The sequence below is a fragment of the Solibacillus sp. FSL K6-1126 genome, from assembly GCF_038003445.1.
GTDB lineage: Bacteria > Bacillota > Bacilli > Bacillales_A > Planococcaceae > Solibacillus > Solibacillus silvestris.
In genome coordinates, this window is the sequence record NZ_JBBOPD010000001.1 from 357145 (window position 1) to 369888 (window position 12744).

The following is a 12744-nucleotide window of genomic DNA, read 5'->3' on the forward strand; positions in this document are numbered from 1 at the left end:
TTCAAATACCTCTTTATTTTATTGTAACAGCCTGTACAATTTTATTTTCCTGTACGCCTAAATCAATGACACCATCTTCACTTTTAATTTCAAGGCGCATCACATCACCAGGCTGTAAATAGCCGTTATCTTTTTGAGAATTGTAGAACGCCTCTATTTTTTCTTCATAAGGGATGGAGTTATCATAAATGATTCCTAAAATCTCAGCATTCAGACGTAGACCTACACCAGCAGGAGTACCTGTTAAAACAAGGTCACCAGTTTTCAAATCAAAAATACTCGACATTTCGGTTAATGTTTCAGTCGGTTTAAACAATAGCTGATCTGTTTTCACCTGTTGGCGCGTTTCACCATTTACAGATAAATGGAGCTCTAGCCTTTCTAAATAATCAATTTCGCCGTCTTCCAGTAAATAAATATACGGTCCAGTAGGGCAGAAGCCGCGGTAGCTTTTTCCTTTAAACCATTGTTGTTCAACGATTTGTACATCCCGTGCGGAAACGTCATTCGTAATAACGAAACCTGCTATATAATCTTTTAAATTATGATCCGTCACTACAACCGCTTCCGTTACATCCTGCTTCATAATAATGCCTAGCTCAATTTCATAGTCGAGTAAGCGAACATGTGCAGGGCATACGATATTTGCTGTTGCAGAAGTTAACGTACTTGGTGCCTTAGTAAATAGTAGATTATATGGCGGCTTTTGCTGTGAAAAACCGGCTTCCACACGGTGTGCGCTGTAGTTTGTACCCTGACAGTAAATATTTGCATCATCTGTTACAGGCGAAAGAATGGTAATGTCAGATTGATTGACGATTTGACCTGTTTGTTTGGCAGTAACAACATTCTCCATGCCCGTTGTTAAAATATCCCGTAATGTTCGGTAAGAACCATTGACTACATAAAGTTCATCCTCTAAAACACCCCATTGAATCGCATCATCTTGCTGAAAGCGTACTAATTTAATTCCCATTGAAAGCCCTCCTAAAATAGTGAAGTACCGTAATTGTAATTAAAAAAGTAAAAAATAGTTAGTTGTTAATTTAGGGATTTATATGGGGAAATCAATAAAAACTTATGAAAAAATAAAACAAAGGCTGTTCAACTATGAGGTAAACTCATAGGAACAGCCTTTTAATAGGCTAAGCAACTTCAGTCTGACCTTCACTTTCATGAATGGGAAGGGGTGATTTTTTTGTTGCAATAACCGCCCAGACAATGGCTAAAATAAACAGACCGATAGAAGATACAAGTAAAGTAGAACGCCCGCCTTCTAAGCCAAAAATACCTAAAAGAGTGGCAAACATGTAAGGGCTCACAATACCGCCCAAACCTTGACCGGCAGCAGCGATACCGACATAGGAAATCCCTTTTGCCAAGTTAGATAACTCCGATACACGTGCTAATACGCCGGGTAGAACGATTCCCAAGCCCATGCCGCCAAGTACACTTGCTACAAAGATCATCGTTAGACTACCTACTGCAGAACACCATAAAATACCCGTAGCTGTTAACAGTACACCTAGTGGTACGATCATGTTTGGCAACATAGAACGCAATCTGCCGAAGATGAAGCCTGTTATTAATGTACCTGTTGTAAAGAGCGATATTGCCAAACCAGCTTCCGTCGCATTTCCTAAACCTTCAGTTTGAATAATGATTGATATATTTGTTACATAGCCAAAAATGAATGCTGAAAAAATGATCTGTCCAATTGTAAAGCCGTAAACTGTTTTAGGTGCTTTAAATAAAACATCTTTAATTGACGCGTTTGGTACATCCTGTTTTTTCGGTTCCGGTAAAAACATGAACGTAATAGCTAAAATCCAAATAGGGAATAAGTACACTAGGAATCCATAATTCCAACCATAAGAGTCTGCCAGCATACCACCAACTACTTGGAAGAAGATTGCACCAACACATGCGATTGTCGATGTACCGAATCCGATCAGGAAATCACGTTCACGGCCATCAAAGAAACCAGTAATAATATCAATGGATAAAGGTAAAGTGATACCAACACCAAGGCCTAAAATACCACGGAAAACAATAATTGCGAATAGATTGCTTAAGAAGAATGGCATGATTCCGCCAATGATGAATAAGATTAACCCGGTCGTTAATAATGCACGTTTTGAAAATTTATTCGCTAGCTTACCATAGAAAAGGGAAGGGAAAATTTGAAGCAACCCGGGTATTGTCGCAATTAACATAACAGTAGTAGGGCTGAACTCCGGGAAGGCTACAATAAGGTCTGCCATAATCGATCCAGCTACACCAGCAGCTACGTCTTGGAAGGCAATCAGGACAATTAAAAACTTTAAAAAACCTCTGTTGGATGTTGGAAACATGAAATACCCCCTAATTTTTTATTTATTTGGAACTTAAAAACACAGCATGTTGTGCAAAATACCCCCCCTCGATCGATTGAATATTCAGATATTATCATGTAAGCCCTTTCACAGGAACGATAATAATTTACGGAAAAGTATTTTCTAATTAAACAAAAATTGTTAAATACCGGAAAAATATTGTTGGCTGAATCAGCTTTTGGCGTATGAAATTAACAATTAATAAAAAAAGTACAAAACTACGGAAATTCCGCTGTTTTGTACTAGAAATTCGGTTATTCTATTTCAATTTCACCTAGAACGATTAACGACTCTATTAAAAGAATTAATTCAAAAAGGTTTTTTGAGCTGCGCAGGTTCCGGTCAAGCAGTTCCTCAATTTTTTGAATACGGTAAACAAGCCCGCTCATCGATAAATTCAAGTCAACCATCGTCAGATTAAGGTTTCCGTTATGATTTAAAAATGTGTATAAAGTCTTCAAAAATTCGTCTCTTTTATTTGGTTTTAATGACAAAATAGGATCCAGCTCACGTTGGGCCAATTTCACAATAATATCGCTGTTTTGATGGTTAATTAATGAGCCAAGTATATTCGTATTTTCAAAATATACGATTGTATCTCGCTTATTGATATTTAACGACGAAATTGCCTGTCGATGTGCTTCCGCAATGTCATCAATATCATTAATTACGCGGCTTAAACCAATGCGGAAATCATAATTTCTGAATTTACGCTGTAAGTGCTTCAATATATTTTGATAAATATCCTCGGTATCATCCTTTTTAGGGAACAGAAATACAATTTCATCCTGGAATTCTGTAATGAAAATCGATGTTTGATGCATTTCCAAATAGACGATGACGGACTGAATAATTTTAGAAATAGTGGAAGCTTCATGAACAGGTATCCCCTTTTTGGAGACGCCAAGATTGCCGATATAAAAATCTTCATTTAGATCAATTTGTAGGAGGTAACTGCGGCTGATCATACTTTTCTTAGAAGTATACTGCTGCTGAAGTAACTGTTCAAAAAAGTATGCTTTAATATTTTCAGTCGCTTCCAGACTCGATTTTTCATTTAAATAGCAGAGGGAGATGGAAACGGCTGAGCGTTGTAAATAATGCATTTCTTCTTTATAATTTGTATCCTTCGAAAAATAGATGAAGGAAATATAGCCAATAATTTGCTTCTGTACGATAATCGGACTAATTAGCCGCGTATGATTCGGACAATCTACCTGACTTGGCTGCATAGGGTCGATTGGCTGAATTAAAATTTTTCCTGACTTTGTTTGGGGCATTTGCTGAATAAAATCCTCTTTAATAAATTCCAGCTGTTCCTGTGTCATCCCAATCGAGTGATGTGTATTAAAGCTTAAGTCCTGTACGATAGCAGGTATGTTCAGCGTATTGTAAATTGTTTCTAAAATCTGGTCGATGTGCATTCCTTGTGAAATACCAAGTGTTAGGTTGTTATGGAAAGTTGATACTTTTTCTGTATGTTTCTTCTCTTCGAAAAGCTCCATATATGTTTTGTTCAAATCATCAATCATACGTGTCTGACTAATTTTCCTTAAGTCGGCTTGAGTTTCGGGATCCCAGTGCTCCAACATGCGCATTTCAAATGCACAATGTTCATCGCCCTTGGCACGGCACGTCATTTCTACAATATATACTTCTTTTTTCGTTAAATAAGAGGTATAGCCACTTGAATAACCGGCCAGTGTATGGCAAATACAGGAATCACTTTGACTGAAATGTTTCAGGTGTTCTTCAACTTCATAAGAATTTACCCAAATTCCTTTAGCGTACATATACTTCACCGTATCATCAGGGTTTAAGTGTAAGACTCTTTCTGAAAGAAGATCCGTAATTTGCCCGGATGCAAGGTGGTATCCGACAGCACTATTTAATTTTTCGGTTAATGTGAGTGGTAAATAATCAACTTCTTTGGCATGAGTAATACCGATATTCCAGCCATAACGCTGTAAAAAAAATTTTGCGTATTCCAGGCCTAAGCTTTCAATCAGTTCCTTCCTTAAAATTCCAAATGTATTAGTAGTAGTATACAACGCTTTATCTACATAAGATGAGCCAGCCATTTTAAACCTCCTGAATATTCGGAATATTATCTATTTTAAAATGAAACATACCATACTTTACATAGAAATGAGAAGATACTTTTTAATATTTATTGAAAATTAGTAAAGAAATTACTATTTCCAACTTAATATTATTTTCTATAAAAAACTTAAATTTGGTCTGTTATTCCTGCTTTTTGTAATATAACTAAAGGGAATTATTATGTTGGAAAGTGGCTTTATACAGAAAAACGTTTATTTTAATTTGAAAATCGTTTTCCATAAAGATGAAACAAAAAGATTTGCACAATCCATAAAAACCGTATTTTTTATACGAGTGGACGTTTGCTGTCTGATCAAGATTCGTTAATTTTTACTTATATTTGATTGTAAATTCCATAGATATTCACCATATTATTCGAAATTTAAAACCGTAATATTGGATTTAACAAATATAAGGAGTTGAAATGATGACGACAGCGCTTACAGAAAGACAAATTGAAGTAATGAATAAAATGCAGGAGATTGCAGCGAATGTTCGTAAACGTGTTAAGGAAACAGAGGAGATTAGAAGAATACCAGAAGCGACAATGCAGGAATTGAAAGATTCTGGCTTAATGTATATTTTACGTCCGGAACGATACGGCGGTTTGCAGGCAAGTGTCGAAACTTACAGCCAGGTCATTATTGAACTATCGAAAGCATGTGCTTCAACTGGATGGATTGCTTCTCTATGTGCGATACGCGATATTATGGTGGCGGAATCATTCAATGAAAAGGCACACTTGGAAATTTTCTCTGACAATCCGCAAGATGTATTATTTGCGGGTGTTTACGAACCACGATCTTGTACGGTCCGTAAAGTGGAAGGCGGTTACCTTGTAGAGGAAGGTCACTGGATGTTCTGTTCTGGTTCACTGCATGCGACGTGGGGTTACTTTGGCATGTATACAAAAGATGAGAACGACAACATTTTAGAGCAGCTGTTAATGACAGTGCCATTTGATGTACTGGAAATTGAAGATGACTGGCACACACTAGGTCTTCGTGGAACGGGCAGTAATGCTGTGAGAATGAAAAACGTCTTCGTACCGGAACACCGTGTTACATCATTTGTGAAAATTTTAGACGGAGATTTCCAGTCACCGCATTTACGCGATATTCCGTTATATAATTCTGCATTATTCCCATGTTTAATTTTATCTTTAGGTTTACCAGGTCTAGGTGTTGTAAAAGAGATGCTCGATAATTTTAAACAATCATTGCCTTATCGTACCGCTCAGCATATGGGTGTGAAAATGATTAAAGATGCGGCGAGCACACATCATTTATTAGCAACAGCCGAGTTAAAAGTAGAAACTGCTGAACTTTACTTTATGAATTTAGCAAAATCGATTGATGAGTGGGCAGCAAAAGGGGAGATTATGCCAAAAGATTTACGTCTGAAAGCGTTGGCGGATATTGGCTACGCAAATGAAATGCTGAATGACGCGGTTCAGGCAATTTTAAGAGCGAGCGGATCCGGCTTTGTGTATGATGCGAGCCCGATGCAACGTCTCCTTCGTGATTTCTTAACATTAAACTCCCACCGTTCATTGTCACCGGTTATTACGAGAGAAAACTATGGCAGACAATTAGCAGGTTTACAGCCAAATCAAATTCGTTATTAAGTAAATATTTACGGATTTTTCAGAAAAAACAAAAAAGTTTTCTTGTAGTTTGATAGTTGTGAAGTAAAGTACAGTTACTTTTAAGTAAGGGGGCTAAGTGAATGAAACAAGCAATAGCAAAATTAGGGTATGTCGCATTACAGTCTTCGAATGTGGAAGCATCATTGCATTTTTTCCAAGATGTTATCGGCCTTGAGCTAACAGAACAGATTGGAGATACGTATTATTTACGGGCGTGGGGAGACTTCCAACACCATACACTGTCCATTGCGCCAGGTGAAGCAGGTCGAGTAACCCATATCGGTTTCCGTACAAAGCGCAGAGAGGATGTTGCTTTATTTGCGGATCAATTAGGCGGCAAAGGTTATGAAATTGAGCATATCGCCGCTTGGACAACACCAGGAATCGGTGAAGCAATCCGTTTTACGGCACCATCGGGTCATCGGCTGGAGCTTTACTATGATATTGAAAAACCGGTTGTGGAAGAAAGCCGTCGCTCTGTTCTGAAAAACCAAACTTATAAATCATACAACAAGGGCGCTTCTCCTCGACGTCTTGACCACGTTAATATTCATACGGATGCGGATTCAAGTGTCACTTATAAATTCTTCACGGAAGAACTTGGTTTCCGGATCAATGAATGCGTTGAAACAGAAGAAGGGGATATTTTAGCCGGCTGGATGAGTGTAACACCATTAGTACATGATGTCGCTTTAGTATCTCATGAAAAACTTGAAACAACAGCGCGATTCCATCACATTTCTTACTGGCAAGATAACTCAGGCGATTTACTGCGAGCTGCGGATATTTGCAAGGAGCACGGACTGCAAATTATAGGACCTGGAAAACATAGCATTTCACAAGCAATTTACTTATATGTAATTGATCCTGGAAGTGGTTGCAGAGTGGAACTGTTTACAGGCGGTTATTTAATTTTCGAGCCAGACTGGGAAACAATCGTATGGCGTCCCGAAGAACGTGCATTTGGAAACACTTATTGGGGGGACAGCATTACAGGTAATCCGCTTATCGTGCCAACAATTGATGCCACAGGGATTAAAGAGACAAAAGCAGTTCCAGCATTAGAAGTATAGGAGGATGGAAAATGACAGTAGCAAATGAAGTGAAAATTAAATCAGGTCACGTGAAAACAGGTAAATATACATCATTTGTCCATGAGGCAGGTTCAAAGACAAATGAAACGATCTTATTTTTACACGGTTCAGGTCCTGGTGTAACGTCAATCGCCAACTGGAGTTATGCTTTAAATGACTGTGGGAATGACTTCCACTGTTTAGCACCTGACCTATACGGCTTTGCCGATAGTGATCATCCGGATGAACCGCTTAAGAATCGCCAATTGTGGATGGATTGCTGGGTAGAGCAATTAATTGAGCTGCTAGATTACTATGAAATCGAAAAAGCCCATGTAGTAGGGAACTCGTTAGGCTGTTCCATTGCGCTAGAACTGTTGCTTGAATATCCTGAACGTTTTGACCGCGTTGTATTAATGGGTCCAGGCGGCACACCTAATACGAAACTAAGCTTAGAGTTGGCACGCGCAAAATCGTTCTATGACAATCCTTCTAAAAAACGCCTACAGCAAATTATGGGCTGGTTCGTTTACGACAAGGATGCGATGCAACCGGTTATTGACGGTTTAACAGATGCACGCTATGCCAATGCGATGCGAGAAGAAGTAAAGCGCTCAAATAACTCGATTTTCTCGACGGCAGCTGTACCGATTCCAGTCGTAGCGTTAAACCGCATCGGCAATCAGATTTTATTAATCCATGGTCAAAACGATAAAGTATGCTCAATCGAATCAAGCTATTATTTAGCAGAACATATTCCAAACGCACAATTGCATGTATTCCCTCAATGCGGTCACTGGACACAAATCGAGAAAAAAGAGTCGTTCAATTATTTAATTCAACAATTCTTCAACCGTAAAATTTAAGTCTTTCTGAGTGTTTTCCGCTGAATGATAATAAAGCGCTTACAAAATGAAGTGGAAGTGATTTGAAAATGTTAAATGAACAAGCAGATATCGTCGTAGTAGGTGCCGGAAATGCTGCGTTATGCGCGGCCATTTCGGCAGCAGAACATGGCGCGAAAGTAACGGTACTGGAAATTTCCTCTGAAGAAGAAAAAGGTGGCAATACGACATATACGCACGGATCAATTCGCTTTGCTTTTAAAGATGGTGAAGAGGTTAGGCAATTGCTACCGGATATGACGGACGAGGAATTTGCGATGACGGATTTCGGCAGCTATCCAAGCGAACAGTTTTTTGATGACGTATGCACAATGGCGAACTTTCGTACAGATTACGATTTAACATCGGTCATGACCGACAAAAGCTTTGAAACGATGCAATGGTTACTCAATCACAATATTAAATTCATCCCGATCTATGGTCGGCAGGCATATAAAATAGACGGAAAATTCAAATTTTGGGGCAACATGGTCATCGAAGCAGTCGGCGGCGGAAAAGGCTTAGTTGATGCGTTACATAATGAAGCCAATCGTTTAGGTATTACAATCCATTACAATACGGCGGCTGTTGATCTGTTAACGGAACAGCGCAAAGTAAAAGGGATTATCGTCCGTCATGCCGGTGAAGAACGCCAGATTGATTGTCAGGCGATTGTACTGGCAAGCGGCGGCTTCCATGCAAATGTGGAAATGCGAACGAAATATTTAGGACCTGGTTGGGATACTGTTCATACGCGCGGATGTAAATATAACGTGGGAGATGGCTTGCGAATGGCAATGCAGCTCGGAGCCCGCACAACAGGAAACTGGTCTGGTGCACACGCGGTTGGAGGCGACCGTTATTTGCCGGATTATAAAGAAGGCTTCCAAAAATTAAGCTATCCATTTGGCATCCTAGTCAATAATGAAGGCAAACGCTTTATAGATGAAGGCTCCGATTTCCGGAATTATACGTACGCAAAGCTTGGACGTGAAATATTAAAGCAGCCGGGACAGTGTGCATGGCAAATTTTCGATGCAAAAACAAAACCTTTCCTTCGGGAAGAATATGAAGGGCGTCACGTGTCAAAAGTGTCCGCGCCAACGCTGGAACAATTAGCGGAAAAGATGGACGGTATCAACAAAAACCGTTTCATGCAGGAAGTTCATGCATTTAATGCAGCGGTCAGCCGCGATACAGCATTCAATCCGAATATATTGGACGGCAAAGCAACTAGTGGCTTGGACGTTCCAAAATCCAATTGGGCAAACCCGATTGAAGAAGGTCCATTTGAAGCGTATGCCATCGGGTGCGGTATTACATTTACGTACGGCGGTTTGAAAATCTCGAAAAAAGCGGAAGTCATTCATAATGATTTCACAACGATAGATGGCTTGTATGCAGCAGGTGAAATTGTCGGCGGTTTGTATTATGACAATTATCCGGGTGGTGCCGGCTTGACTTCCGGTGCAGTATTTGGACGCATTGCTGGGGAACATGCCGCAAAGTATAGCCAACAAAAAATGACGGTTTAGGGAGGAAGTTATTATGACTATTATTGAGCGCAAAGTAAAAACAGGCGATTACGAAACATTTATTATGGAGGGCGGCATCGGAAATAAAGATGTGGTTATTTTAATCCACGGATCTGGCCCTGGAGCAAATGGTAAAGCGAACTGGCAATTTGTCATCGATGAATATGCGGAAGATTTCCATGTAGTTGCCCTTGATCTATTCGGTTTCGGCAACACGGACCATCCGGAAGAATATCCGGAAAACGGCGTCCAATGGATGTCGGTACGCGTGAAGCAAGTACTCGACTTAATGGATGAGCTGAACATTGAAAAAGCAAATCTGATTGGGAACTCTTTAGGCGGCGTTGTAGCAACATATTTGAACATGGCTGCTCCAGAGCGCTTCAATAAAATTGTTCTGATGGGTGCAGGTGTCTCGTTATCACAGCCAACACCGGAACTGTCAAAACTGGCAAACTTCCATTTAGACCCGACAAAAGAAAACTTGCGCAACTTACTGAGCTGGTTCGTCTATGACCTGGATCGTATGCAGGACTTTGTAGACCAAGTAGTAGAGGCGCGTTGGGAAGCATTCCAACGTCCGGAGATCCAACGTTCATACCGTGAAAACTTTACACGTTCAACAATGATAGAATTCCAAATTCCGCAAACGGCACTGGAGCGTATGCAAAATGAATTTTTATTAATCCATGGCTACCACGATCGTTTCGTGCCAGTACAAAGCAGTCTTTATGCGCTGGAACATTTACCAAATGCAGAGCTGCACATCTTAAAAAGATGCGGTCACTGGGCAATGATCGAACAGCGTGAAGAATTTTTACACGCGACAAAGCACTTTTTCACAAAGGATAAAAAAGAAGTACATTCTTAATCATATAAGGGGGCTATATCATGGGAGAATCAGTAGTAAGTACATTATCTGTAAGCGAAATGCTTGTTGAGAACGCTCGCCAGCTCATACCGAAATTACGTGAAGCAACATTGGAAATTGATAAAAACAGCCAAATTCCAGATGAAATCATTCAGGAAATGCGTGAAAAAGGATTATTGAAAGTTTTACGACCAAAAATTTTCGGTGGACATGAAACAAGCATGCAAAACTATTTTGATGTCGTAACTGAAATCAGTCGCGGAAATCCGTCTGCCGGATGGTTCACAGCGTTAAGCAATATTCGCGATTACATGATTTCCTATGTATACGGCGAAAAAGCGCTAGCAGAGATTTTTGGGCCAAACCGTGATAATGATGTGATTTTAGCAGGTAACTTCAAACCGATCCGTATCGATATTGAAAAAGTTGATGGCGGTTACTTCATTAAAGACGCACAGTGGCCTTTCGTATCGGGTGCTCCGTATGCTGACTGGTTCTACTGTGGCGCACCGGTTGACGATGGCAATGGCGGAATCGAAATGGCGATTTTAATCGTACCTCGTGAGGATGTAACGGTTTTGGACGACTGGGATGTAGTCGGTTTAAAAGGGTCCGGCAGTAACAGTATTGTCATTAAGGAAGTGTTTGTCCCGGATCACCGCATTTCATTAGACCGCTTAGCTCAGCAGCGTCATTATATGATCGATGAATTAAAAGACAATCCGTTATACCGTACACCATTCGTACCGTCACTGACATTATCAATTGCAGCACCGGTATTAGGCACAGCTCTTGGCGGATTTGATGTCCATATGGAACGTGTGAATAAAGCAGGGATCGGCAATACATTCTACAACAAAATGTCAGATGCCCCGCTGACACATTTACAAATAGCGGAAATCGATCTGAAGTTGGAGTGCGCAAGATCGTTATTCGAAAATGCGATTAAAATTTTGGACGAATATTCAACGAGCGGCAAAGAATTTACGCAAAAAGTGAGTATTCGCATTAAGGCACAGTACGGCTATGCCAACCAATTATGTAAGGAAGCGTATGATTTGATGCTTGCGGGATCAGGTTCGGTATTTGCTTACAATAGCAACGTATTCCAGGCGTTTTACCGCGACTTTATTACGATGCATTTACACGCATTCATTACACCGTCAAGCTTACTTGAAACACATGGACGTTTAATGGTCGATCTAGAGCCAAACACATATTTCGCATAGATAAATAAATAATCAAAAAAAGGGGAATGCACTATGACAAATCCGGAAATTTCAAAACTTGGCCACTTTGGTTTAGTAAGTACAGATTTAGAAAAATCACTTTGGTTTTTTAAAGAAGTAATTGGTCTTGAAGAAACAGAAGAAGCAGACGGTGTTCACTATTTACGTGCATGGGGTGACTTCGAGCACCATACATTAACGCTTCGTGCTGGTGAAGAGTCTCGCCTTGATCATATTGCATGGCGTACAAAACGTCCTGAAGATGTAGATGCTTTTGCTGAAAATCTGCAAAAAGAAGGAATCGAAATCAATTGGGTAGAGGAAGGCACGGAAAGAGGTCAAGGAAAAGCATTCCGCTTCCAGCTTCCTAGTAAACATACATTTGAAATCTATTTTGATATGGAAAAAACATTAGCTGCACCGGAAACACGTTCTGTATTAAAAAATCAGACGCATAAATCATGGAATAGAGGAGTATCACCGCGTCGTATTGACCATGTGAATCTATTAAGCTCTATACCGGCAAATGAATTTTCAGATTTTATGATACAACACTTAGGCTTTAACTTACGTGAATATGTGGAAGCACCGGACGGCAGCTATTTAGGCGCATGGTTAAGTGTAACACCACTTGTACACGACATTGCATTTAGCTTTGATCCGCATTCCGCATCTACACACGAAGTACACCATATTTCATACTGGCTGGATAATGCACAGGATTTATTACGTGCAGCGGATATTTTAAAGGAAAACGGTATTGAGTTTAAAGGTCCAGGAAAACACGGTATTTCACAGGCAATGTACATTTATGCAATTGACCCTGGTAGTGGAGTTCGTCTGGAAATCTTCACAAACGGCTATTTAATTTTCGAGCCGGATTGGGAGCCAATTCGTTGGACATTAGATGAGATGAGCTTAGGTTTCACTTATTGGGGCGATCAAATGGACAATAACCCTGAAAATAACCCGACAATTAAAGCGTAAAAGTGTCTCGCAGCAAAGCGGATAGTTTACGAAGTGAAA

At 39.9% G+C, this 12744-nt stretch carries 10 protein-coding genes; 7 read left to right on the top strand and 3 right to left on the bottom strand.

Annotated elements, in window-relative coordinates:
* Nucleotides 1-13: 13 nt before the first annotated feature.
* The 3 genes from MHH44_RS01775 to MHH44_RS01785 all read right to left on the bottom strand — a co-directional run bounded on the left by MHH44_RS01775 (nt 14) and on the right by MHH44_RS01785 (nt 4456).
* Nucleotides 14-976, bottom strand: coding sequence for a fumarylacetoacetate hydrolase family protein (locus MHH44_RS01775; protein WP_340797614.1), 963 nt, complete (start codon nt 974-976; stop codon nt 14-16).
* Between the two features lie 169 nt (nt 977-1145).
* A complete protein-coding gene (locus MHH44_RS01780) occupies nt 1146-2354 on the bottom strand; it encodes an MFS transporter (protein ID WP_340797615.1) in 1209 nt (402 codons plus the stop codon).
* Nucleotides 2355-2629: 275 nt separating this feature from the next.
* On the bottom strand, nt 2630-4456 hold the full coding sequence (locus MHH44_RS01785) for a helix-turn-helix domain-containing protein (protein ID WP_008407954.1): 1827 nt from the start codon (nt 4454-4456) through the stop codon (nt 2630-2632).
* 449 nt (nt 4457-4905) lie between these two features.
* Here MHH44_RS01785 and MHH44_RS01790 point away from each other — a divergent pair, with 449 nt between their 5' ends.
* The 7 genes from MHH44_RS01790 to MHH44_RS01820 all read left to right on the top strand — a co-directional run bounded on the left by MHH44_RS01790 (nt 4906) and on the right by MHH44_RS01820 (nt 12705).
* Nucleotides 4906-6105 (top strand): acyl-CoA dehydrogenase family protein, encoded by a 1200-nt coding sequence (locus MHH44_RS01790; protein WP_039967394.1) that lies wholly within the window; start codon nt 4906-4908, stop codon nt 6103-6105.
* A 101-nt stretch (nt 6106-6206) separates the two neighbouring features.
* Nucleotides 6207-7199, top strand: coding sequence for a VOC family protein (locus MHH44_RS01795; RefSeq protein WP_014824974.1), 993 nt, complete (start codon nt 6207-6209; stop codon nt 7197-7199).
* Between the two features lie 11 nt (nt 7200-7210).
* The gene (locus tag MHH44_RS01800; RefSeq protein WP_008407959.1) at nt 7211-8065 is read left to right on the top strand and encodes an alpha/beta fold hydrolase; all 855 of its coding nucleotides are present in this window, start codon (nt 7211-7213) and stop codon (nt 8063-8065) included.
* A 68-nt stretch (nt 8066-8133) separates the two neighbouring features.
* Nucleotides 8134-9618, top strand: a complete 1485-nt coding sequence (gene tcuA / locus MHH44_RS01805) for an FAD-dependent tricarballylate dehydrogenase TcuA (RefSeq protein WP_340799474.1) — start codon at nt 8134-8136, stop codon at nt 9616-9618.
* A 13-nt stretch (nt 9619-9631) separates the two neighbouring features.
* On the top strand, nt 9632-10489 hold the full coding sequence (locus MHH44_RS01810; RefSeq protein WP_340797616.1) for an alpha/beta fold hydrolase: 858 nt from the start codon (nt 9632-9634) through the stop codon (nt 10487-10489).
* A gap of 20 nt (nt 10490-10509) precedes the next feature.
* Nucleotides 10510-11718, top strand: coding sequence for an acyl-CoA dehydrogenase family protein (locus MHH44_RS01815; RefSeq protein ID WP_340797617.1), 1209 nt, complete (start codon nt 10510-10512; stop codon nt 11716-11718).
* Between the two features lie 33 nt (nt 11719-11751).
* On the top strand, nt 11752-12705 hold the full coding sequence (locus MHH44_RS01820; protein ID WP_008407963.1) for a VOC family protein: 954 nt from the start codon (nt 11752-11754) through the stop codon (nt 12703-12705).
* Nucleotides 12706-12744: the final 39 nt, after the last annotated feature.

Coding starts and splice junctions, on each gene's coding strand:
- MHH44_RS01775 (WP_340797614.1), bottom strand. CDS start 976: ATGGGAATTAAATTAGTACGCTTTCAGCAAGATGATGCGATTCAATGG.
- MHH44_RS01780 (WP_340797615.1), bottom strand. CDS start 2,354: ATGTTTCCAACATCCAACAGAGGTTTTTTAAAGTTTTTAATTGTCCTG.
- MHH44_RS01785 (WP_008407954.1), bottom strand. CDS start 4,456: ATGGCTGGCTCATCTTATGTAGATAAAGCGTTGTATACTACTACTAAT.
- MHH44_RS01790 (WP_039967394.1), top strand. CDS start 4,906: ATGACGACAGCGCTTACAGAAAGACAAATTGAAGTAATGAATAAAATG.
- MHH44_RS01795 (WP_014824974.1), top strand. CDS start 6,207: ATGAAACAAGCAATAGCAAAATTAGGGTATGTCGCATTACAGTCTTCG.
- MHH44_RS01800 (WP_008407959.1), top strand. CDS start 7,211: ATGACAGTAGCAAATGAAGTGAAAATTAAATCAGGTCACGTGAAAACA.
- tcuA (WP_340799474.1), top strand. CDS start 8,134: ATGTTAAATGAACAAGCAGATATCGTCGTAGTAGGTGCCGGAAATGCT.
- MHH44_RS01810 (WP_340797616.1), top strand. CDS start 9,632: ATGACTATTATTGAGCGCAAAGTAAAAACAGGCGATTACGAAACATTT.
- MHH44_RS01815 (WP_340797617.1), top strand. CDS start 10,510: ATGGGAGAATCAGTAGTAAGTACATTATCTGTAAGCGAAATGCTTGTT.
- MHH44_RS01820 (WP_008407963.1), top strand. CDS start 11,752: ATGACAAATCCGGAAATTTCAAAACTTGGCCACTTTGGTTTAGTAAGT.